The organism is Kitasatospora sp. NPDC001683 (genome assembly GCF_053596495.1).
On sequence record NZ_JBSFGK010000025.1, the window covers coordinates 63,650 to 85,070 of the forward strand.

Below are 21,421 nucleotides of genomic sequence, written 5' to 3' on the forward strand. Positions count from 1 at the left end.
TCTGGTGCGGGACGGACCGCCTGGGTGAGCGAGCGGGAGCTGCTGCCCGAGTTCTTCTGGGCAGCCGACGCGGCCTCGCTGCGCGGCCAGCGCCGCTCGGTGCTGCTCTCCGCCTGGGAGCTGGCGCTGCTGCTGGTCGCCGCCGCGACCGGCTCGGCCGACGGCGAGCCGTGGGCCTGGTCGGCCGCCGCGGCCTACCTGGGCGCGATGGCGCTGGCGGTGGTGATCAGCCGGCAGAACCCGCAGGGCCTGTGGTACGAGGGCCGGGCGGCCGCCGAGTCGGTGAAGACGCTGGCCTGGAAGTTCGCCGTCCGGGCGGACGCCTACCGGCCGCCGCCGCGCAGCCTGCCGGACGCCGAGGGGCTGTACCGCTTCCAGCTCACCCGGGTGCTGGGGGCCTTCCGGAACGGCCCGGTGGCCGTGCCGGCGGCCGGTGTCGAGATCACCGAGGCCATGCGGGACCTGCGCGGGCAGCCGCTGGCGGTGCGCCGCGAGGTGTACCTGAACGAGCGGATCCGGGTGCAGCACGACTGGTACCGCGACAAGGCCCGCTACTGCGCCCGCGCCGGGTACTGGACCGGCGTGCTGGGCGTGCTGCTGCCGGCGCTGGGCCTGGCGCTGGCGGTGCTGCGGGCGCTCGGCGCGTTCACCTACGACGCGCTGGGCACGGTCTCGGCGGTGGCCGCCTCGGTGACGGCCTGGGCGCAGCTGCGCCAGTACCGCCCGCTGGCCGCCGCGTACGGCCTGGCGGCCGAGGAGCTGGAGCTGATCCGCCTCCAACTCACCCGGCTGGACCTGGAGTCGACGGACGCCGAGGAGATCTGGGCCCGGCTGGCCCGGGACGCCGAGGACGCGGTGTCCCGCGAGCACACCACCTGGCAGGCCCGCCGGGAGGTGCGCACCACCACCGACCGGGAGCACTGAGGAGGAACGCGTGGCGTTACGGATGGTCAAAACGGCGGACGGCCGCGCCCTCGCCGTCGAGTCCCTCGGCGACCCGCGCGGCCGTCCGGTGTTCCTGCTGCACGGCATGCCCGGCAGCCGGGTCGGCCCGCACCCGCGCAGCACCGTGCTGTACCGGCTGGGGGTGCGGCTGATCTCGTACGACCGGCCCGGCTACGGCGATTCCACCCGCCTGTTCGGCCGCCGGGTGTCCCACGCGGCGGCCGATGTGCGCACCATCGCCGACGAGTTGGGGCTGGACGGCTTCGCCGTGCTGGGCCGTTCCGGCGGCGGCCCGCACGCGCTGGCCTGCGCGGCGCTGCTGCCGGAGCGGGTCAGTCGGGTGGCGGTGCTGGTGGGGCTGGCGCCGCGCAACGCGACCGGCCTGGACTGGTACGCGGGGATGACCCCGTCCAACGTCCGCGCCTACCGGGAGGCGGAGCGCGGGCACGGCCGGATCGCCGACGCGATGGAGTTCCGCTCCCGGCAGATCAAGGACGACCCGGTCCGGCTGCTGAACGGGCTGCGCACCGAACTCTCGCCGGCCGACCGGGAGGTGGTGGCGGACAGCGGGCTGCGGCGGATGCTGCAGAGCAACTACCGGGAGGCGTTCCGGCACGGCGCGGACGGCTGGATCGACGACGTGCTGGCGTTCACCGCCGACTGGGGCTTCGAGCTCGGGTCGATCGGGGTGCCGACCTGGTTGTGGCACGGCGCGGACGACCAGTTCTCGCCGGTCGACCACTCCCGCTGGCTGGCCGACCACATCCCGGGCGCCGAGCTCTTCCTGGAGCCCGGCGCCGCGCACTTCGGGGCGTTCCGGGTGATGACCACGGCCCTGGCCTGGGCGGCGGGTTAGGCCTTCACCGGGGTCAGCGGCTCGGCACCACCGAGCACGGCGAGGATGTTGTCCACCGCCAGGCCGCCCATCGCCTGCCGGGTCCGCACGGTGGCGCTGCCCAGGTGCGGGACCAGCACCGCGCGCTCCTGGGCGAGCAGCGCGGACGGGACGTCCGGCTCGTGCTCGAAGTTGTCCACGGCGGCGGCGAACAGCGCCCCGGACTCGAGCGCGGCGGCCAGTGCCTCCTCGTCCACCACGCCGGCGGTCATGCTGACCACCACCGCCCCGGGCGGCAGCATGGCCAGCCGACGGGCGTCCAGCAGGTGCCGGGTCTCGTCGGTGCACGGGCAGGTGACGACCAGCACGGTGGAGGTGGCGAGCAGCTCCTCCAGCGGCTTCCACTCGGCGCCGTCGGCCTGCTCGGGCGGCAGTTCGCTGCGGTTGTGGTAGCTGACCGGCATGTCGAAGGCGCGGGCCCGGCGGGCCACCGACTGCCCGATCCGGCCCATGCCGAGCACGCCGAGCGGGGTGCCGGCCAGTTCCAGGCCGAGCAGGAAGTTGGGCCCCCAGGTCCAGGGCGTGCCGGAGCGCAGCAGCCGCTCGCCCTCGCCGAGCCTGCGGGCGGCGGCCAGCAGCAGTGCCCAGGCGGTCTCGGCGGTGGCGTTGGTGAGCACGCCGGGGGTGTTGGTGACCACCACGCCGCGTTCGGCGCAGGCCGCGAGGTCGATGTTGTGGTAGCCGACCGCGTGGTTGGCGACGATCTCCAGTTGCGGGCCCGCCGCCTCCAGGAACTCGGCGTCGACCCGGTCGTTCAGGGTGGTGAGCACGGCCCGGCGGCCGCGTACGGCGGCGAGCAGTTCGGCCCGGTCCAGCCCCTGGTCGCTCTCGCGGCAGGTGACGGCGTACCGGGCGGTGAGCCGGTCGAGGACGCCGGGTGCGGGGCGTCGGGTGACCAGGACCGGGGGCGGGGTATCCATGGTTCCGCAGGCTACCCCGCCCCTGCGCCGGTCACACCGGCTGCGGCTCCAGGTCGCGGTTGATCCGCTTCCAGCCGCGCGCGGACACCGTGTTGGGGTGCTCCTCGCCGAACTGCCGGATCAGCTCGGAGATCGCCCGGGCGCGCAGTTCGGCGGCCTGGGTGTGCCGGCCGGCCGCGCGCAGGGTGACCGCCAGGTTGGCCTCGCAGGCCACCGCGTCCGGGTGCTGCGGGGAGTAGCGCGCGCACAGGCCCGCGTACGCGGCGCGGCCGAGCTCCTCGGCGAGTCCGGTCTGGCCGTCGTCGCCGTAGGCGTTGGCCAGGTTGATCATCGCGTTGAGGGTGTACGGATGGTCCGGCCCGACGGATCGGGTCAGGCCCTCGACGGTGGCCCGGCCGGTGTCGATGGCGCCCTGGACGTCGCCGCTGCCGCGCAGGTAGATGCCGAGGTTGTTGGCGCAGGCCAGGGTGAACGGGTGCTCGTCGCCGAACAGCCGCCGGTGGCCGTCGTAGACGGTGGCGCACAGGTCGCGGGCGGCCTCCTTGTCACCGAAGGCACTGTGGTCGGCGGCCAGGTTGAGCGCACAGGCCAGCGCGTCGGGGGCGTCGGCGCCGTAGCGTTCCAGGTAGCGCTCGTAGGTCTCCTTGGTGATCCGGCGGGCGTCGGCGAGCTGGCCCATCCGGCGCAGTGAGACGGCCAGTGACTTGGCGTTGCGCAGGCTCTCCGGCAGGCCCGGATCCAGCCCGTCGCCGAAGTCCGCGGTGACTTCCTGGAGCAGGTCGGCCGAGCCGCGGTAGTCGCCGAGTTCGCGCAGGTCCCGGGCGAGGGCGGACTTGGTGATGAGGGTGTACGGGTGCTTGGGCCCGAGCACGGCGGTGCGCCGGTCCAGGGTCTCCTGGTCGAGTTCGCGGGCGGCCTCGCTCTCACCGACGAGGCGGTAGTCGATCGCCAGGTTGTTCGCCATGGAGAGGGTGCGCGGGTTGTCGTCCCCGAACAACTCGCGGAACTGGTCGAGGATTTCACGGTCGAGGTCGAGCGCGGCCTGGAAGCGGCCGAGCGCCCGGCGGTCGGCGCCGAGCGAGCCGGCCGTCATCAGGGTGTACGGGTGGTGCTCGCCCAGCAGCGCCCGCTGGCGCTCCAGGGTGGCTTCGTCCAGCGCCAGCGCCTCGGCGTAACTTCCCTGGGAGCGCAGCACGTTGGCGAGCTGGAAGCGCAGCAGCAGGGTCTGCCGGTCGTCCTCGCCGAGCTTGCTGGTCCACTCGGTGTCCAGGGCGTGGCCGAGGTCGCGGGCGCGGTCGAGTTCGCCGCGCTTCCACAGGTAGCGGACCCGGTCGATGAGCAGCTGGCGGGTGTCGGCCTCGTCGCAGTTGTGCGCCTTGGAGGGCGACAGGTGGGGCCAGATCTCGTCGAAGGCGGGCCAGTTGGCCGGGTCGTCGGTGTCGCCGAGGACGGGCCGGGCGCCGGTGAGGATGCGGTGCACCTCGTGGACTGCGACCTCCTGCTCCTCGTCGTTCATCCCGGCCCGGATGACCGCCTGGACGAGCCGGTGCACCTGGAAGCTGTTGCTGCCGGCGTCGACCTTGGCCAGCGCGTACCGGCCGATCGCCTGGATGACCTTGCCGAGCATGAACTTGTCGCTGAGGTCGGCGTCGTACTTCACCAGCGCCCGGATCATCTGGTCGCTGTAGAAGAGGTTCATCGAGATCGGCTCGGGCGCGAAGAAGGCGCACAGCTGCAGCAGCCGCACGGCGGCCGGGGACTGCTGGCGCAGCCGTCCGATCGACACGTTCCAGGTCGCGGCGACCGGGGTCGGGTAGTCGGTGGGGTGGTCGACGGCGAGGGCGCGGGCGGCCTCGGCGTGCAGCTGGGTGACGTAGGTGTCCACCGGGGTGCCGGTGGTGTCGAGCCAGGCGGCGGCCACCTCGACGGCCAGCGGCAGGTCGCCGACGGCCTCGGCGACCCGGTCGGCGTCCGCCCGGGAGAGGCTGCGGGCTCGCCGGCACAGGTGCTCGACGCTCTCGCCGCGGGTGAAGACGTCGACCTCCAGCGCCTCGGCGTGCCCGGTCCAGGCCTGGTTGCGGGAGGTGACCAGGATGTGGCCGGAGCCGCCGGGGAAGAAGCGGCGGATCTCGCCGGGCTCGTCGGCGTTGTCGAAGATCAGCAGCCAGCGCGAGGTGGGCACGCCGCGGCGCAGCGCCTCCCGGGCGGCCTCGGCGGCCTCGGTGACCGAGTCGCCGACCCGCAGGCCGAGCCGGCGGGCGAGTTCGGCGAGCGCGGGGGCCACCAGTTCGGTCTGCTCGGCGTCGATCCACCAGACCAGGTCGTAGTCGGACATGAACCGGTGGGCGTACTCCAGGGCGACCTGGGTCTTGCCGACGCCGCCGAGCCCGTACAGGGTCTGCGGGGTGGGCAGCACGGCCGCCATCCCGCCGCGCAGCTGGTTGCGCAGCTGCTCGAGGACGGCGGCGCGGCCGGTGAAGGAGGGGTTGCGCGGCGGCACGTCCCAGACCGAGGGCTTGCTGCCGGGGAAGCGCGGGCCGCCGCTCGGGGCGTCGTCGAGCGGGGCGTCGCCGCGGCCCAGGGCGCGCAGCAGGCTCTGCACGGACTGCGCCTCGTCGCGGCCGACCAGGTCGACCGGGTTGCGGTTGCTGAACGGCGCGGTGAGCCGGACGTCGCCGACGCGCACCGGCAGCAGCTGGCGCCGGGTGCCGGAGGGGTCGGAGTTGACCACCGACTCCCACAGTGCACGGGCCTGCGGGGAGCGCTGGTAGGCGGGCGAGAGCACGGCGACGGTGCGGTAGGCGGAGTCGATGCCGCGCTCGGTCTCCTCGCGCGGGTCGGTGCCGGCGCTGAGGTCGCGCGGCAGCACCCGGAAGCCGGCCCGGGTCAGCACCGACTCGATCCAGTCCGCCCACATCCGGTCCTCGGGCACGTAGGACAGGTAGAGGTCCGCGGGGACGGAGGGGCGGCGGCGGGTGAAGGCGTCCACGTAGCGCAGCCGCACCTCCTCGTCCACCGGCGGCAGTCCGGTGACCCGGCCCTCGGTGATCATCGAGGTGAGCCGTTCGCAGGCGGCCAGCATCGAGGTGGGGGTGCCGGTCTGGTCGCCGAAGGTCGCGAGGATCTCCTCGTAGGCGTAGAACGGCCGGTACGGGATCTCCACCGAGCCCCAGTAGCCGGCGAGTTCCTCGCCGCTCAGGCCCGCGGGCAGGCCGTCGAAGCGGACCCGGGCGAGGGCGCGGCCGGCGTCGGCCTTCTCCTTCTCGCCCTCGTCGATGCGCATCGGGACGGGCAGGATGCGGATGCCGCGGTCGCGGTAGCGGTCGTGGATGTGCTGGGCGATCCGGGAGGCGCCGTCGATGGACTGGTCGCTGAGGGTGAAGCAGACCACCAGGTCGTCGGGCATCTGGACGGTGCAGATCTCGGCGATGTCGGACAGGCCGGTGCGGGAGTCGATCAGCACGTAGTCGTACCGCTTGGCCATGTCGGCCTTGAGCGCGTCGAAGAACTGCCCGCCGTCGAAGCGGTCGTAGAAGATGTCCCAGTCGAGGTGGGTGACGGCCTCGGAGTAGTCACGGTTGAACTGGCCCGCGGAGAGGAAGTCCAGGCTGCCGCCGGCCGGGAAGTGCGGCCAGGACAGCGACAGCGCGTGCGGGTGGACCCGGGCGAAGTCCAGGTGCCAGCCCTCGGCGTGCTCGACCGGGCGCAGCGCCTCCTCGCGGTACTCGGCGATGAGGTCCATCATCCCGGTGGTGCCGGCGAGGGAGGCCGGGTCGAGGAAGGGGTGGAAGAACTTGGCGAGGCCGGGCGCCTCCAGGTCCCAGTCCACGGTGAGCACCCGGAAGCCGTTGGCGGCGAGGATCCAGGCGGTGTTGGCCAGGGCCATGGTGCGGCCGGTGCCGCCCTTGTAGGAGTAGAAGGTGATGATCCGGCCCTGGCGGTCCTGCTCCGCGGCCCGCCGGGCGGCCTCGCGCGCGGCGGCCAGCTCGGCGGCGCCGACGCGGAGGTTCCTGGTGGTGTTGTCACTCATCGATTCGGTCCTCCCAAGGGCGCCATCCCAATATCGGGGTCATCGCCGTCGTCACGGTTCGTCGCGGGTGTCGCGGTGGTCGTCGTTACGGGCGTCGCGGTGGTCGTCGTCGCGGTTGTCGCGGTTGTCGTCCGCGTCGTCGTCGGGATCGTCGTCGCGGTCGAAGGGGTCCGGTCCGTAGGACTCCGGCCGGTGTCCGCCGAAGCCGTCCGGCCCGTACGCCGCCGGTCCGCGCCGGAAGGCCTCCCGCAGGCTCGGCCGGGGCGCCGGCGGCTCCTCCGGTTCGGCCCTGGTGCGGCCCTCGAAGGCGTACTTGGCCTTCATCGCCGCCCGGGGCAACGCGTCGTCGAAGTCCTCCAGGGTGTTCAGCCCGGTCGGGCCGGTCACCCCGAGGAAGCTCGGGCGGCCGGCCCGCCGGGTGATCCGCAGCGTCTGGTCGCTGAGCTCGACCAGTTCACGGCCGCCGCCGTCGCACTCGGGGTCGTCGCTGTTCCACGGCTCCAGCACGCTCACCCAGGTGGCGTCGCAGCGGTCGAAGCGGCGGACCAGCTCGCGCCGGTGCGGGTCGCGCAGCGCCCACCGGTCCAGCAGCAGCAGTCCGGGGGCCTCGGCGTTGCCCTCGATGATCGACTCCACCTCGTCGTCGAACTCGTGCACGGTCGGCTGGAACCCCAACTGCCGGGCCAGGCGCACCGCGTGCTGGGCGATCGGCGACCCGGCCGGGCGGTAGGGGTGCCAGTCGGTGCGCCGGGAGCCGTAGAAGTCGGGGTTGCGATCGGGCGGCAACTCGCCCTGGTGGTAGGTGAGTACGGAGATCCGCAGCTGCTTGGTCGGAGCGGTCACGTTGAAGGCGCTGGGCAGCGAGTTGAAGTCCAGCCGGCGCCCGACCGGGATCACCGTCTCCTCCGCGACCTGCACGATCCGCGCGGCCAGCCGGTGCACGGCCAGCTCGTACGCGGCCCGGAAGTAGCTGAGCTTCATCAGCGCGTACAGGCCCTCGGTGGCGTAGTCCGGCCCGAACCCCGCGTGGTTGAACTGGAGTTCACTGGCCACCTTGGGCAGCCGGTAGCGGCTCATCGGCGCCCACAGCACCGGGACGATGCCGCTGGTGCGCTCGGCGTCGATGGTCGCCGGATACACCGGGCGGCGGGTGAAGGCGTGCCACTCCTGGCCGCACGGAACGCTGTTGAAGTACCGGGGTGAGTACAGCGGCACGAACACCCGGCAGCTCGCCAGTTCCTCGGACAGCCGATCGGCCCACAACTCGCCCTGGTGCATGGACTCGTCCATGAACCCGACCGGCACCCCGGCCGGGACGGTGGTGAGCTGCAGCACCGCCTCGCAGAGGTCCCGGTACAGCTGCCGTACCCAGTGGTTCGGGTCGCCGGCACCGCGCGCACCGGACTTGGGGGTGTGCGCGTAGGAGAGGAAGAAGTACGGCCGGGCCTCGTCCTCGTCCCAGCCCCGGTCAGTCACACGTGCCTCCCCCGGGCCCGTCGGCAACCTGGTTCCCGCAGCCCCCGTGCGGCGGGGTCTCAGTGTAGGAACGACTGACACCCCAATGGAATAGCACAACGTCTCGCACGAATTGACATGACCGAAACGATGCCGCTGCGCCCTTTCGTCGAGCAGTACCCTCGTTGCGGCCGTTGTGAACGATCAGGAGGGGTACGCATGGAGCCCATGGAGCGCATGGAGCAGCTCGACTGGCAGAGGTCGAGCTTCAGCGAGGACGAGGCCAACTACCTGGAGATCGCCTCCGAGGGCGAGTTCGTCTACATCCGCGAGTCCGACAACCCCGAGCTGGTCGTCACCACCACGCGCGTCAAGCTCAACGCCTGGATCCTGGGCGCCAAGGACGGCGAGTTCGACCACTTCGTCGGCCTCTGAGCCCTCAGCTCCGGTAGCGGGCGGCCAGGGTCCGGACGGTCGCGGCGATGCGGTCGCGCAGTTCGGCCGGTTCCAGGACCTCGACGTCGGCGCCGAGCCGCAGGAACTCCCCGTGGGCGTGGTCGACCGACTCGATCGGCACCCGGGCCTGGGTCCAGCCGCCCGTTGTGGGTGTCACTCCGAGGCGGCGGGCGCCCTCCGGGGTCAGCCGCACCAGCGCCTCGCCGGTGTGCAGCCGGGCTCGGAAGTCCTCCAGGTACGTCCGCCAGTGGGCAGCCAGGTCGAAGCCGTCCGGTACGGCGAACTCGCCCGCCGAATCGCCGACTTCGACGATCTGGTCGACCCGGTAGGTGCGCGTCCCGGACGGCCCGCCGGCGACCAGGTACCAGCGGCCCGCCTTGAGCACCAGCCCGTACGGCTCCACCCGCCGCTCGATCTCCTCCGGCGCCCGCCAGCGCCGGTAGCGCAGCACCACCGCCCGTCGGGTCCACACGGCGGTGGCGACCGCGGCCAGGTGCGGGGTCTCGTCGGCGTCGCCGTACCAGCCGGGGGCGTCGAGCAGGAAGCGCTCCTGGATCCGTCCGGCGTGCTCGCGCAGCTCGGCCGGGAGGGCGGCGCGGAGTTTGAGCTGGGCGGTGGCGAGCGCCTCGCCGAGGCCGAGTTCGGCGGCGGTGCCCGGGAGCGCGGCGAGGAAGGCGGCCTGCGCCTCGTCGGCCGTCAGCCCGGTGAGGCGGGTCCGGTAGCCGTCGACCAGCCGGTAGCCGCCCGCGTGCCCGGCCTCGCCGTACAGCGGGATCCCGGCGGCGGCGAGCGCCTCGACGTCCCGGTAGACCGTCCGGACCGAGACCTCCAGCTCCCCGGCCAGCTGCTGGGCGGTCATCCGGCCGCGGTTCTGGAGGAGCAGGAGCAGGTTCACCAGCCGACTCGCGCGCATGCCGTCGAGTATCCCGTTCTCCACTGACAGAGGATGTCAGTGGAGCGCCCCTAACCTGCGGCGCATGAACGACTTCGACTTCTTTCACGGCTCCTGGAACGTCGCCAACCGCCGCCTCACCGCACCGCTCACCGGCGGCGGCACCTGGGAGGAGTTCCCCGGCCACACGGTGTGTCGGCCGCTCTTCGAGGGCGCCGGCAACATCGACGAGATCGTCTTCCCCACCTTCGACCGCCGGGGCGCTACCCTGCGGCTGTTCGACCGCGCGACCGAGCAGTGGTCGATCTACTGGTCCGACAGCCGGACCGGTCTGCTGTACCCCCCGGTGATCGGCGGCTTCACCGGCGAGCGCGGCGACTTCCACGGCGACGACACCCTCGACGGCCGCCCGATCCGGGTGCACTTCACCTGGCACCGGCTCGGCCCGGACACCGCCCGCTGGGAGCAGGAGTTCTCCGCCGACGAGGGCCGCACCTGGGAACTCAACTGGACCATGGACTTCACCCGCACCGGTCCGCCCCTGGGCGGGCTCGGCGGATGAGCCTCATCGTCGAACTGCGCCGGTACACCGTTCCAGTTAAGTGATCAGGAGTGAGTCTTGGACCCAGGTCTGATCACTGCGTGCATCCCGAACGGTGGTGGATGCCCGACTGGTCGCCCGCGTTCTCGTGGTCTCCGGCCGGCTGCGCGCATCGTGTGCGCGGTCCGTGACGGGGCGGCGGGTTCCCTCACGCCCCTGGACGCCCGGTCCGGCCTGGGCGGTCCGATGCCCACGACGATCGCTCCGGTCGTCGTGGGGCGGTGCCGTCCGTCGCCGGATCGGGTGGCCGAGGGCGCGTCGCCCGATCGCGATGCTCGCGGCATCGTGCCGGGTGGTCTTGCGGGTGGGCGTCGCGAGCGGCTTCTGCCAGTGCTGCGCACCCCATTGGGAGGTGTAGGCGGGGTCCACGGCGACGATGACCAGGTCCAGCTCGGCGGCCATGGAGATGAGCCGGGCGCGGAGCCTGCCGGTGGGGATGCCGGAGACGAGCTGGCGGAACCGCTTGCGGCGGCCGTGCTTCTCGCGGGTGGTCTCGGCGGTGAAGTCCAGGTTCTCCAGGCCGATCGCGGTCGCCTCCGACGGCGACTGCATCCACCTCCGCGAGTCCGACGACCCCACCACCGTCGTCACCACCACCCGCGCCAAGCTCCACGCCTGGATCAACGGCGCCAAGGCCGGCGAGTTCGACCACTTCATCGCCTGACCACTCCCCGCGCCCCGGCCCGTGGCCGGGGCGCGGATATCCAGTGGCATGCCCCTCACCCGGCAGCCAGGATCGCCACATGCATGTCTTCCTCGAGACCACGCGGCTCTCACTGCGCCCGTTCACCGAAGCCGACGCCGACCACCTCTTCGCGCTCGACAACGACCCCGAGGTCGTTCGCTTCATCAACGGTGGCAAGCCGACCAGCCGGGAGACCATCGAAACCCGGATCCTGCCGCGACTCCTCCACGACTACCCGTGTTTCGGCACCCGTGGCTTCTGGGCCGCCGAGGAGAAGGCCACCGGGGCCTTCCTGGGCTGGTTCGCGTTCCGCCCCCTCGACGAGCACAGCCCCGCCGTCGTCGAGCTCGGCTACCGGCTGAACCGGGTGGCCTGGGGCAGGGGTTACGCCACCGAGGGCTCACGGGCCCTGATCGACAAGGGCTACACCGACCTCGGCGTCGAGCGGGTCACCGCGAACACCATGGCCGTCAACACCCGCTCCCGGCGCGTGATGGAGAAGTCGGGCCTGTCGTTCCTCCGGAACTACACCGAGGACTGGCCGGATCCGATCCCCGGGTCCGAACACGGCGAGGTCGAGTACGAGCTCACCCGGAGCGAGTGGCAGCAGCGCTGATAGCCGTCCATCACCCGTCCAGCTGAACCGGTGCATCCCCCAGCCCGGTCGGCCGTTGCTCACATCATGGAGACCAGAACCTGGGCCGGGCTGCTCGCCGGCACCGCCGTACTACTGACGGGTGCGGCGCTCGCCCCCGTCGCCGGCGCGGCGGGCACCCCGATCGCGCCGCACGATCCGTACGCCCGGACCGAGTTGTTCTTCGGCACCGAGCGGCCCGACGGCGGTCCCGCCGTCACGGACCAGGAGTTCCAGGCCTTCGTCGACTCGGTGATCACTCCGCGCTTCCCCGACGGCCTCACCGTCGAGCAGGCCCGCGGCCAGTACCGGGACCGCTTCGGCGTCATCGAGCACGAACGCTCCTACCTGGTCACCCTGCTGTACCCGACCCCCAGGGCGAAGCCGGCGGGCGCCGCCGTCGAGGAGATCCGTCACGCCTACGACCAGCGCTTCCAGCAGGAGTCCGTGGGCCGGGTGGACGAGCCGGTCAAGACGTCGTTCTAACCGCTCCCCCACTGCTCCCGGGCCCGCGAAGGCAGCCAACGCTGCCCTCGCGGGCCTTCCCACACCCGCAGCGCAACCCGGACCCTGGTGTTCCCGGGAGTCGGGCGATCGGAGGGGAAAGCTCGTGGGCGCGCATGACTACGACAGAAGGCCAGTACACCCCAAGTCCCGGTCACAACCGCGCAGATGCCCCGACACGACCCCCGGCACCCACCTCGGCACCCTGACCCCGTCCAGCGCCGCCACCCTCCAACGAACCGTGGGCAACGCCGCAGTGGGCCGCGCACTCCAGCGCGCCAAGGGCAAGAAGACCCTCGAAGCCCAGATGGACAAGGCCGCCGCACAGAAGCCCTCGACGAAGTTCGCGACGGCGACCCCGCTCAGGCCGAAGAACGGCAAGAGCGGGAAGAAGAAGGACTCCGACGTGTTCTCGGCGACCAGCGGCTACGACACTTTCTCTCGAGACCAGCGGGGCACCCTGGAGGCCAAGGAACTCTCCGACCAGGCCCAGGAGACCGCCGTCGGTGAGGGGTGGCGCCCGCCGTGGGCTGACATCGAGCAACTGGAGGGCTGGCCGCCGCACAACTGCGCGGAGGCGCACCTCTACGCGGAGATGGTCAGCAAGGGGGTCAAACCCAAGTACTACCTGCTGAAGACCGTCGACGTGAACGGCAAGGTCGCACCGCCCTGCAAGAACTGCGCCCAGTGGGTGGGCAAGGCCTTCGGCGCCGTCGTCGGCGGCAACCGCGACTACAAGCCCGGCGGCTGAACCTCACCCACCAGCCCCTACCGGAGACTCGCCAACTCCTCGCGGACCCGCTCCAACTGCCAGACCGTCAACGGGTTGTCGGCCCGCACCAGCGTCCACTGCCAACGGCCATCACGCCACCGCTGGAGGTGGTGACCCGGGTCGGTGGCCCAGCCGGAGAGGTACGGCGGCTCGTCCAGCGGCTGGCGCACCAGCTGGGCTGCCGTCGGTGCACCCGGAGACGACTCGGTGTCGAGGTCCACGACGAGATACCCGGCACCGGGATCGCCGTCGATCGGCGACGGGCGCCCGAGCGGTCCCGGCCAGGAAGCGACCGGCACTGGCAACGGCCGAGCCCGGTAGTGCTCGCGGATCCGCTCCCATCGGAGAAGCTCTGCCCGGTCGGAGCTGCCGTCGTCGTGGGGCTGGACGAACAGGTCGTCCGGCAGGGTCTCGGGGAAGGCGAGATCGGAAAGCTCCTCGACGTAAGCCGTCCCCGGGGCGGAGGCCCGCCGCACCATGCCCGTCCGGCTGTCGATCACCAGGTGCAGGCTCGTGCCCTCGGGCCCGGCCATCTCCGTCTGCACCGCCGCCCGGCCACCATGGTGCGACGGGCGGCCGGGCGGAAGTTCCGGCAGCACGGGAACGACGAGCCGGGCCGGCTCAGGATCGAATCTCCACGGCCAACCGTCGCCCGGGAAGGAGAGGCCCGGCGCCACCCACGGAGCGTGATTGGCCTCAAGAACGGCGACGCGGCCGCCGAATTCGAGCCGCCACAGAGAGGGTGCCCGAAACGCGAACGTGATAGCAGTCTCGACATCCTCAGCCGGAGGATGTCCAGGGCCGTTGCCAACACGAGGCCGCACCGCCCGATAGCGGCCGGTGAGGGCGCGGCCCCCGAGCAGGGCCCGTCCGCTCCGTCCGACTTCCAGGTCGAACACGTCTTGCCGACGGCGCCGGGGATGTTGACGCCGCACTCGTAGAAGTGCGAGGCGGAGAATCCGCTCGGCCCCGACCACGGCGACGAGTTCAGCGTCAAGCGCCAGCGGCGCGAATCACCACCGAAGACGTACTCCTTCAGCCCCAGCCTCACCTGCTGGATCGCATGGCATTCGGAGCCACCGCAGTCCGCTTCGATGGCCCACACGTCCGCCGAGTTGTAGATGTAGTCCGTGGCAGCCGCGCCCTGCCTCAGCTTGTAGCCGCGCGGCGTATCCGTTCGGATCTTGGACGGCGAGGAACCGATCGCCTGCCGGGTCTCCGGCGGTAGCTGCGCCAGCGGGACATCGCCTTCCGGCAGCGGCGCCTCCGCGAAATAGCCGACCCGCTGTGGCCCCTCGGCCGGGACGTGCCGCAGGCGCCGACGCCACCACCAGGCCGGTGACGGCCAGAGCCCCGATCATCCGCAGATACCGCGCCACCGTTTCCTCCGATTCCGAACACGCCCCCGACTCCATAGAGTATCCATCCAGGGACTCTGCGCAGTCGACGGCGCTCCCTCCGCACAGGAAGTCGGCCACGTCGACTTCCTGCGCGGGGACGCGAGACGGTGCCGTCGGCCTCAGCAGAACACCGCATTGATCAGCCCGTTCAGCGCCTTCGGAAACTCCTGTGCCGGGTCCGCGTCCGAGTCGCCGGTGGTCAGTCCGGCGGTGAGGGTCCGGCGGCCGTCCGGGGTGCCGATCATCAGTGCGCCGAAGCCGCCGGGGGCGCCGCCGTTGTGGTGGACGATGGTGATGTCGCCGTTCTCCGGGCCCAACTCCTGGACGAACAGGCCGAGTCCGTAGCCGAGCGGGCCGTGGGGTGTCCGCATCTCCTCCAACAGGGCGGCCGGGAGGAGCCTGCCGCCGAGCAGGGCGGCGAAGAAGACCTGCAGGTCACGGGTGGTGGAGATCATGTCCCCGGCGCCGGTCAGCAGGGAGAGGTTCTGCCGGGAGACATCCACGACCTTCCACTCCTCGCCGTCCTGGTAGCGGTAATAGCCGTGGGCGTGCGGGCCGGGGATCTGCGGCGAGTCGCCCGGCACCAGGGTGTCCCGCAGCCCGAGCGGCCGCAGGATCCGCCGCTGCATCTCCTCGGCGTACGAGCGCCCGCCGAGCGCCTCGACCAGCAGCACGGCCAGCGTGTAGTTGGTGTTGGAGTAGCTCTGGTCGGTGCCCGGCTCGAACCGCGCCGGCTTCGCCAGTGCGAACCGCACCAGCTCGTCCGGCTGGTAGCGGTGGAAGCGGTTCTCGACCCACGCCTTGCCGACGGACGGCAGCCCGGGTACGAACGTCCCTTCCGCGTCGAGCTCGCCGGTGCAGTTGTAGATGCCGCTGGTGTGCTGGAGCAGCATCCGCACGGTGATCCGCTCGTCCAGTCCGAACCGGGGCAGGTGCTCGGCCACTTGCGAGTCCAGCTCGATCATGCCGTCGGCGACCAGGTGCAGCACCAGGGCCGCGACGAAGGTCTTGGTGGTGCTGCCGACCCAGAACTGCCCGTCCGTGGACGGCTTGGCGCGCTCGCCGAGCTTGTGCACCCCGGCGCTGCCGACCCACTCACCCTGCTCGTCGTGCACCCGCATCTGGATGCCGGCGAAGCCGGCGTCGACGACGTCCTGGATGGCCTTCCGCAGATCGGGGCGGTCCTGCGCGGCGTTCTGCTCGATGGCGTTCATGGTCGCTCCTTCTTCGCTGGGGCGGTGCGGTTCAGAGGCTGCGGGCGGTGATGTCGCCGTAAGCGGTGGTGGCGTGGATGGTCAGGCCGGGGGTGCCGTCGGCGTTCTTCAGGGAGTTGTGGATCCGGCCGTGGCCGGTGCCGGCGTCCAGGGCGGCGGAGACCCCGCGGGCGGCGCCGACCTCGATCTGCCCGTACTCGGTGCGCAGGCTGACGGCGCCGCTGACGGCCTCGGCGATCCGGAGGTCGCCCTTCTGGGTGCGGATCTCGGCGGGGCCACCGAGGCGGCCGACCGCGATGTCCCCGTCCTGGAGCGCGAGCTGGGCGCCGGCGGTCTCGTCGAGCTTGACGGTGCCCTGCGCGGCCCGGAGGGTGACGTCGCCGAGGCGGCCGACGCCCCGGAACTCGCCGAGCGCGGCCTTGGCGTCGACCCGGGAGCCGACGGGCAGCTGGACGGTCACCTCGACCGAGCCGGAGTTGCCGAGGACCCGGTTCGCCACCTCCGGGGCCTGGACCCGCAGCACGCCGTCGGCGAAGGCGACCTCGACCCGCTCGGCCGCCTTCACGTCGCGCCCCTTGGTCGCGTCGGCGGGCCGGACCTCGACCACGGTGTCGGTCCGGTCCGCGGCGATGAACTGGATGCGGCCGGCCGGGATGTCCAGGACGGCGGAGACCGGGGCGGGGCTGGCGAACTTCTGCATCGTGCTCTCCTTCTCTTCCGCGGCGCCGGCCACTCCGGCCCGCCGCTTTCCGACAAAGGAAACGCTACGTTGCGTTCAATGTTCTAGCAACAGCATCGTTGCGCAGAATCACTATCACTGCAGCTAGACGGCCCATAATCATTGCAACGGCCTTGCCGAGAATGCAACGGCATCCTCCTCGCTCATTGCAATGAACTGAGGATGAACGCTATGGCCGGGCCCTGGCGTTCAACAGCACCGAGACGCTGTCGCCCTGAGCGTTGCCGACCGCCGGGTCGAGCCCCCACCCGCGGTCGGCCACTTCACCGGCCGCCGCATGCCGGTGCAGCGGGTGTCCTTGCGGCGGAGTACCGCCCGGGTGTCGCCCCGGCTCAGCTACGGCCGGAGCGCAGGAACCCGTCGGCGAGGTCGACGGCCTCCCGGACCGGCACCAGCCGGCAGTCCGCCGTACCGATCCGGGCGCTGGAAACCCCGGCGGCCGCACCGAGGACCCGGGCGCCGAGCTCGGCGAAGTGCAGGTCGTCCAGGTCGGGCGCGCGGAAGGCGGTCCAGCCGTCCGGCGCGATGCAGCGGTACTCGCGCAGCCGGACGCCCGGCTGGCGCAGGTCGGCGAGGTGGAAGGCGGTGAAGCGGGCCATGTCGACGCCGAGCATCAGCACCCGGGCGTCCAGCTCGTAGAGCCGCCCGAGCGGGGACTCCGGACCCAGGTGCGAGGTGAGCGGGTGCCGGGCGGTGATCTCCCCCGCCAGCGGGCCGAGCGCGGCCCAGGAGGTCTGCGGATGGCCGCTGCGCAGGGCGCCGGGCCGGGTGCGGACGGCCTCCGAGAGCGCCCCCATGGTCGGGGAGGCCGGGGTGGCCGCCGGGTCGAAGCGCGGCATCCGCGCCCGGTAGTCCTCGGCCTCGGCCGGGGAGAGCCCGGCGACGGCCTCCTGGTGGATCCGCGAGGTCGAGGAGTTCTCGGGCGTGGCGGTGTACGCCACCAACGTCCCGTCCGCGCCCAGGACTTCACACAGGGCGTCGACCACGCCGCCCGCCCCGCCCTCGACCGGCCCGAGCGCCCGCAGCGAGGCCTGGACGTGCAGCACCATGCCCGGCCGGACGCCCAGCCGGGCGAACCGCTCGGCGAGCGCGGCAGTGGAGATCACTCCCAAATCCTCCGAATCAGGCCTCGACCGGCCGCAGTTGATCGCGTTCCCGCCGCGCCCGCTCGGCCTCCCGCTCCGCCGCCGCCGGCAGCGGTACCGCGAGCCACGGCTCGACGCTCTCCCGCATGCCCTCCGCGAACCGCACCCCGAGCCCGGTCAGCGCCCCCGACTCGGCCAGCCGCTCGACCGCCTCCGCCGTGTACCGCCGCCAGAGCGCGAACTGCGCCCGCGCCCGGCCGGCGGCCGCCCCGGCCAGACCGTCGTACGCGGCCGTCCGGGTGCCCCAGTACTCGGTCACCGCCAGGTGCGCGTAGGTGCCCTGCAGCAGCCCCTCCAGCGGACGCGGATCGGGCCGCCAGGGGGCGAAGTACAGCCGGTCGTCGGCCCGGTCGTGGAGGTCGAACAGGTCCAGCACCGCCCCCAGCTTCACGTGCTGGAACTCGTGCGCGAGCAGCAGCGCCAGCGTCGGCGCCGTCGCGGGCCGGGCGATGCCGACCGCGCCGTACGCCTGCCGGGCCGCCGAGCTGACGTCCCGGCCGGTCGGGCCGGGCCGCAGCGGGGTCACCGTCGCCAATCCGGCCCGGATGCCCTCCGCGTACCCGGGCAGGTCGCGTCCGAGCAGCTCCCAGGCCTCCCGCAACGCGCCCGTCCAGCCCAGCAGTTCGGCCTCCGACAGCCGCTCGGCCACCGGGTGGTCGTGACTGTCCCGCAGCGGGTCGAGGTCCTCCAGCGCGACCGTCCAGCCCCCGGCCAGCCGGACGCGGCGCAGCGGCTGGTCCAGCGTCGTGCGCACCGATCCGTCGGCGGCCCGCACCTCGAAGCCGTCCGCCCGCCCGGTGACCAGCGCCTCCCCGTCCGGCACCGCGACCCGGCCCAGCGTCGGCAGGTGCAGCCACCCGCCCCGCACCGGCACCGCGACCGCGTCCCCCCGCCCGGCCCGCACCGCGGCGGCGGCGGCCAGCGCGGCCAGCGGCCCGAGCCCGACCGCCAGGTCCCCGGCCAGCCGCCGCGCGGCCCAGGCCCGGGCGTACGGATGCGTCAGCACCGCGTCCACCGCCGCCGGCGCCGAGCCGTCGAGCTGCGACAGCAGCTCCCACGCGCCCGCCCGGCCCTGCCCGGAGGCGTCCCAGGCTGCGGCCAACATGGCTCGGGTCAGCGCGAGTTGGGAGCGCCCGAGCGCGGCGACGGTGTCGGCACTGCCGTATCCCCGGGCCAGTTCGTCGAGTTGGGCGGGAGCGAGCGCGGCCGACAGCAGCGGCTCCCCGCCCTGAGCCGGAACAGCGGCCGGACGGGAGTCACGTTCGGGGTCCGAACCACCGCTCCCCGCAATACCGTTGATGAGCGTCATGAGGTCACCGCAGTAGACGGAGGGATTGTCGAAGCCAGTGTCCGCCCGGTAGCGGTGGGCGTACAACCCGCCCCCGCAGGAGCGCACCACCGGACAGGCCCGGCAGGCCGCGCTCAGTCCGGCCAGGCCGGACTGTCGGGCGGCGATGCCGGGGTGGCGGGCGAGGTCGTCGAGGCTGTGCGCGAAGACGTTCATCCCGGTGACGGGCGCCCCGTCGTACGCGGTCTTCAGGCTGTCCGCCTGCTCGAAAGTCCCGTCCGTCTCCAGCACCGCCAGGTCCGAGGGCTCCAGCCCCAGCGACTCGGTCAGACTGGACAGCCCCCGCTGGGTGCGGTGCACGGATTCGAAGGTGCGCACGGCGAACGGCCGCCCGTCCGCCTCCCACAGCCGGTGGACGGTCAGCAGCCAGTCGGCGTACGGCGCCTCCCCGCCTCCTGGCAGCCGCTTCGGCGGCTCCTCCCACGTGGCGTGCGGCAGCAGGAAGTCCACGGCCGGGGGTCGGAGTTCGGCCAGCGCCCGGTACACGGCCACCGGGTCGTTCTCGATGTCGATGGTGCACAGCAGCCCGGCGAACAGGTGCCGGTACTCGGGCTCGTTCAGCAGCCCGACCGCCCGCAGCACCTGCGGATGGCTGCTCCGCCCGTCGGCGAAGCGCCGGTGACGGTCGTTGGCGGCCCGGTCGCCGTCCAGCGAGATGCCGACCTTGACGTCCAGCTCCGCGAACAGCACGCAGAAGGCGCGGCTGAGCAGCACGCCGTTGGTGTGGATGCGCAGATCGAGGGCGCAGCCGGGGGGCAGCGCAGCCCGGAACGCCTCGGCGGCGCGGCGCAACCGGTCCGGGCCGGCGAGCAGGGGCTCTCCCCCGTGCAGGACGACCCGGACGGCGGACAGCCGGTGGGCGACCGCATGCTCGCCGATCCGCTCGGCGGCCTTGGCCAGGATCCCGTCCCCGATGACCTTGGGGCGGGAGCGCCAGCTGCTGTCCGCGTGCTCGTAGACGTAGCAGTGGTCGCAGGCGAGGTCGCACCGGCTGTGCATCTTGACCACGAATTGCGTCAGTGGCACCGGAATTCGCGTCATCATGGGTGTGGCAGGTTCAGCTCGGCCTGGGGTCCGTTCGGTGTTCCGGTCCGGGTCAGATCGAGGAGTTGAAGGCCGCGACCGGCACGAGGCCGGATTCCGCGCCGGGGAGGGCGCGCTGCAGCCGGGAGGCGAGTTCCTCCGCACCCAGGGCGGCGAGCTCGGCGAGGGACGGGCGTTCCGGCGTCTCCTGAGTGTCAGTGAGGTTGCCGGCCGGCCTGGTGCTGGTTACCGGAGTCATGTTCGTTTCCTTAGGCGCGGTTAGGACCTGCCGAGTGCGGGTAGGTCACCCGGTTGCGACCAATGTAGTGCCAGCGAGGAGTCCGCGCGGCACCTTGCCTCCTCAAGTTGGTCTGCCCAGCCAGCCGACGCCATACCACAGCGCGTAATGGCCCCAGAATTCACCCGTTCAGCGGTCGCGCGCTTCGCCATTGCGCGCCGAAGCGCCTTGGCCGGAACAGGCGTTCGAGCCCTCCGTCCGGTCCTCGCCCGGGTGCGCGCCACCGGAGCAAAAGCGCTCCCGAAACTGCCGCGGCCCTGCTCGACCGACGGACTCCCGGCGGCCGGGCGAGCCCCTTCAGCCGTCCAGTTCGCGGACGGCGCGCGCCAGTTCCTCGGTGAACTCCCGCCCGTCCGCAGTGAGTTCACCGCACTCCAGCAGGGTTCCGGCCGCCGCCAGGGTGTGCGCCCGCCAGCAGGCGAACTCCCGTTCCGCGCGCGACGGTTCACTCATCCCGGCGGCCGCCTCGGCGCACCAGAAGGACGCCACGCCCAGGTGGGCGTACGTCCCCTGGAGCAGCGCACCGGCCGGGCGCCGGTCGGGCCGCCAGGGGGCGTGGTAGACCGCCGGGCCGTTCGGCCGGTGCAGCGGTACGAGGTCCAGCAGGGCACCGAGTTGGATGTGCAGGAACTCGTGCACCAGGGCCAGCGCCAGCAGTACCGGATCGCCCGGCAGCGAGGCCGCCACCGCGCCGTACGCCCGGCGGGCGGCCGCACTGACCGCCTCCCCGCCGGGCGCGGGACGCAGCGGCACCACCACGGTGACGCAGGCCGCCACCGCGGCCGCGTGCCTGCGGTGGCGGCGCACCAGGATCTCCCAGGCCGCCGCCGACTGCTCCTCCCAGCGACGCAGTTCGTCGACGGACAGCGGCCCGACCGGCGGCCGCCCGTAGTCCACCCGGCGCGGCCCGAGGTGGTCCACTCTCGGCGTCCAGCGCAGCCCGTCGCACTCCAGGTCGAGCACCGGGCCGGGGTCCGCCCGCAGGAAGTCGCCCAGCCCGTCCAGCGGCACCGCCGAGCCGAGCGACCGCGCCCGCAGGCAGTCGGCCGCCCAGGCGTCCAACTCCGGCCGCAGCAGCACCTCTTCCCAGCGCGCCCGGTCGCTCCGCTGGAGCGCGCACACCTCGCCGTACGCCTCCCGGAAGTCCTCGTCCTGCGGAGCCGCCCGGCGCAGCGCCAGCAGCAGCAGCGCCCGCTTGCTCAACTGGCCCGCGCGCAGCAGCCGGACGGCCTCCGGGCCGCCGCGCGCGCCCGCGATCGCCCGGAACGTCGCCCGGTCCACGGCGTGCCGGGGCAGCCCGCCCGCCCCGCTCCCCTCCGTCGCAGACCCGTCCGCCCCGCGCGCGCCCGGCACCCCGGCCGCCACCGCCTCGCCCGTACCCGTCACCGGTCCGTCCTCTCTCCCGAAAAGCCCGAACATCCTGAAAGCGCTGAAAGTCCCGAAAGTCCCGAAAATTCTGAAAATG

19 protein-coding genes are annotated in these 21,421 nt (G+C 72.7%); 8 read left to right on the forward strand and 11 right to left on the reverse strand.

All coding sequences use genetic code 11. From position 1 onward, the window contains the following. Positions 1-24: 24 nt before the first annotated feature. A complete protein-coding gene (locus ACWCYO_RS16155; protein WP_270144838.1) occupies positions 25-924 on the forward strand; it encodes a DUF4231 domain-containing protein in 900 nt (299 codons plus the stop codon). 22 nt (positions 925-946) lie between these two features. Further along, positions 947-1,801, forward strand: a complete 855-nt coding sequence (locus ACWCYO_RS16160) for an alpha/beta fold hydrolase (RefSeq protein WP_270151063.1) — start codon at positions 947-949, stop codon at positions 1,799-1,801. Here the strand turns inward: ACWCYO_RS16160 and ACWCYO_RS16165 are convergent. Genes ACWCYO_RS16165 through ACWCYO_RS16175 form a run of 3 tightly spaced genes read right to left on the reverse strand, consistent with a single transcriptional unit; the run spans position 1,798 to position 8,266 of the window. Beyond that, positions 1,798-2,760 (reverse strand): 2-hydroxyacid dehydrogenase, encoded by a 963-nt coding sequence (locus ACWCYO_RS16165; protein WP_270144839.1) that lies wholly within the window; start codon positions 2,758-2,760, stop codon positions 1,798-1,800. The genes ACWCYO_RS16160 and ACWCYO_RS16165 overlap by 4 nt on opposite strands. A 31-nt stretch (positions 2,761-2,791) precedes the next feature. Then, a complete protein-coding gene (fxsT, locus tag ACWCYO_RS16170) occupies positions 2,792-6,790 on the reverse strand; it encodes an FxSxx-COOH system tetratricopeptide repeat protein (protein ID WP_270144841.1) in 3,999 nt (1,332 codons plus the stop codon). Between the two features lie 51 nt (positions 6,791-6,841). Next, the gene (locus ACWCYO_RS16175; protein WP_270144843.1) at positions 6,842-8,266 is read right to left on the reverse strand and encodes a TIR-like protein FxsC; all 1,425 of its coding nucleotides are present in this window, start codon (positions 8,264-8,266) and stop codon (positions 6,842-6,844) included. 198 nt (positions 8,267-8,464) lie between these two features. On the opposite strand from ACWCYO_RS16175, the gene ACWCYO_RS16180 reads away from it, so the two are divergent. Further along, positions 8,465-8,680, forward strand: a complete 216-nt coding sequence (locus tag ACWCYO_RS16180; protein ID WP_270144844.1) for a DUF397 domain-containing protein — start codon at positions 8,465-8,467, stop codon at positions 8,678-8,680. 4 nt (positions 8,681-8,684) lie between these two features. Here ACWCYO_RS16180 and ACWCYO_RS16185 read toward each other — a convergent pair whose 3' ends face one another. Continuing rightward, positions 8,685-9,614, reverse strand: a complete 930-nt coding sequence (locus tag ACWCYO_RS16185; protein ID WP_449784556.1) for a helix-turn-helix transcriptional regulator — start codon at positions 9,612-9,614, stop codon at positions 8,685-8,687. A gap of 64 nt (positions 9,615-9,678) precedes the next feature. On the opposite strand from ACWCYO_RS16185, the gene ACWCYO_RS16190 reads away from it, so the two are divergent. The 5 genes from ACWCYO_RS16190 to ACWCYO_RS16210 all read left to right on the forward strand — a co-directional run bounded on the left by ACWCYO_RS16190 (position 9,679) and on the right by ACWCYO_RS16210 (position 12,768). Further along, complete coding sequence (locus ACWCYO_RS16190) at positions 9,679-10,155, forward strand: hypothetical protein (protein ID WP_449784557.1); 477 nt, start codon at positions 9,679-9,681, stop codon at positions 10,153-10,155. A 415-nt stretch (positions 10,156-10,570) separates the two neighbouring features. Continuing rightward, positions 10,571-10,858, forward strand: coding sequence for a hypothetical protein (locus ACWCYO_RS16195; protein ID WP_449784558.1), 288 nt, complete (start codon positions 10,571-10,573; stop codon positions 10,856-10,858). A gap of 79 nt (positions 10,859-10,937) precedes the next feature. Next, the gene (locus ACWCYO_RS16200) at positions 10,938-11,495 is read left to right on the forward strand and encodes a GNAT family N-acetyltransferase (RefSeq protein ID WP_449784559.1); all 558 of its coding nucleotides are present in this window, start codon (positions 10,938-10,940) and stop codon (positions 11,493-11,495) included. A 66-nt stretch (positions 11,496-11,561) separates the two neighbouring features. Then, the gene (locus ACWCYO_RS16205; protein WP_270144851.1) at positions 11,562-11,999 is read left to right on the forward strand and encodes a DUF3574 domain-containing protein; all 438 of its coding nucleotides are present in this window, start codon (positions 11,562-11,564) and stop codon (positions 11,997-11,999) included. Between the two features lie 259 nt (positions 12,000-12,258). Continuing rightward, on the forward strand, positions 12,259-12,768 hold the full coding sequence (locus tag ACWCYO_RS16210; protein WP_449784560.1) for a hypothetical protein: 510 nt from the start codon (positions 12,259-12,261) through the stop codon (positions 12,766-12,768). A 17-nt stretch (positions 12,769-12,785) separates the two neighbouring features. Here the strand turns inward: ACWCYO_RS16210 and ACWCYO_RS16215 are convergent, their stop codons facing one another. From ACWCYO_RS16215 to ACWCYO_RS16245, 7 genes are all read right to left on the reverse strand, one after another. Further along, on the reverse strand, positions 12,786-13,334 hold the full coding sequence (locus tag ACWCYO_RS16215) for a hypothetical protein (RefSeq protein WP_449784561.1): 549 nt from the start codon (positions 13,332-13,334) through the stop codon (positions 12,786-12,788). 974 nt (positions 13,335-14,308) lie between these two features. Then, the gene (locus ACWCYO_RS16220) at positions 14,309-15,403 is read right to left on the reverse strand and encodes a serine hydrolase domain-containing protein (protein WP_449784562.1); all 1,095 of its coding nucleotides are present in this window, start codon (positions 15,401-15,403) and stop codon (positions 14,309-14,311) included. A 31-nt stretch (positions 15,404-15,434) separates the two neighbouring features. After that, positions 15,435-16,103 (reverse strand): DUF4097 family beta strand repeat-containing protein, encoded by a 669-nt coding sequence (locus tag ACWCYO_RS16225; RefSeq protein ID WP_449784563.1) that lies wholly within the window; start codon positions 16,101-16,103, stop codon positions 15,435-15,437. A gap of 371 nt (positions 16,104-16,474) precedes the next feature. Next, positions 16,475-17,248 carry an aminoglycoside N(3)-acetyltransferase gene (locus ACWCYO_RS16230; RefSeq protein ID WP_449784564.1) on the reverse strand — a complete coding sequence of 258 codons (774 nt, stop codon included), beginning with the start codon at positions 17,246-17,248 and terminating at the stop codon, positions 16,475-16,477. A 16-nt stretch (positions 17,249-17,264) separates the two neighbouring features. Next, the gene (locus ACWCYO_RS16235) at positions 17,265-19,661 is read right to left on the reverse strand and encodes an FxsB family cyclophane-forming radical SAM/SPASM peptide maturase (protein ID WP_449784565.1); all 2,397 of its coding nucleotides are present in this window, start codon (positions 19,659-19,661) and stop codon (positions 17,265-17,267) included. A 70-nt stretch (positions 19,662-19,731) separates the two neighbouring features. Further along, the gene (locus ACWCYO_RS16240; protein ID WP_270144861.1) at positions 19,732-19,917 is read right to left on the reverse strand and encodes a hypothetical protein; all 186 of its coding nucleotides are present in this window, start codon (positions 19,915-19,917) and stop codon (positions 19,732-19,734) included. 336 nt (positions 19,918-20,253) lie between these two features. Next, positions 20,254-21,342: an aKG-HExxH-type peptide beta-hydroxylase gene (locus ACWCYO_RS16245; RefSeq protein WP_449784566.1), complete on the reverse strand. Its 1,089-nt coding sequence runs from the start codon at positions 21,340-21,342 to the stop codon at positions 20,254-20,256. Positions 21,343-21,421: the final 79 nt, after the last annotated feature.

Bases quoted from the DNA above. Each gene is read 5' to 3' on its own strand.
- ACWCYO_RS16225 (WP_449784563.1), bottom strand. From the start codon at position 16,103: ATGCAGAAGTTCGCCAGCCCCGCCCCGGTCTCCGCCGTCCTGGACATC.
- ACWCYO_RS16240 (WP_270144861.1), bottom strand. From the start codon at position 19,917: ATGACTCCGGTAACCAGCACCAGGCCGGCCGGCAACCTCACTGACACT.
- ACWCYO_RS16190 (WP_449784557.1), top strand. From the start codon at position 9,679: ATGAACGACTTCGACTTCTTTCACGGCTCCTGGAACGTCGCCAACCGC.
- ACWCYO_RS16165 (WP_270144839.1), bottom strand. From the start codon at position 2,760: ATGGATACCCCGCCCCCGGTCCTGGTCACCCGACGCCCCGCACCCGGC.
- ACWCYO_RS16200 (WP_449784559.1), top strand. From the start codon at position 10,938: ATGCATGTCTTCCTCGAGACCACGCGGCTCTCACTGCGCCCGTTCACC.
- ACWCYO_RS16160 (WP_270151063.1), top strand. From the start codon at position 947: ATGGTCAAAACGGCGGACGGCCGCGCCCTCGCCGTCGAGTCCCTCGGC.
- ACWCYO_RS16195 (WP_449784558.1), top strand. From the start codon at position 10,571: ATGACCAGGTCCAGCTCGGCGGCCATGGAGATGAGCCGGGCGCGGAGC.
- ACWCYO_RS16220 (WP_449784562.1), bottom strand. From the start codon at position 15,403: ATGAACGCCATCGAGCAGAACGCCGCGCAGGACCGCCCCGATCTGCGG.
- ACWCYO_RS16205 (WP_270144851.1), top strand. From the start codon at position 11,562: ATGGAGACCAGAACCTGGGCCGGGCTGCTCGCCGGCACCGCCGTACTA.
- fxsT (WP_270144841.1), bottom strand. From the start codon at position 6,790: ATGAGTGACAACACCACCAGGAACCTCCGCGTCGGCGCCGCCGAGCTG.
- ACWCYO_RS16185 (WP_449784556.1), bottom strand. From the start codon at position 9,614: ATGCGCGCGAGTCGGCTGGTGAACCTGCTCCTGCTCCTCCAGAACCGC.
- ACWCYO_RS16180 (WP_270144844.1), top strand. From the start codon at position 8,465: ATGGAGCCCATGGAGCGCATGGAGCAGCTCGACTGGCAGAGGTCGAGC.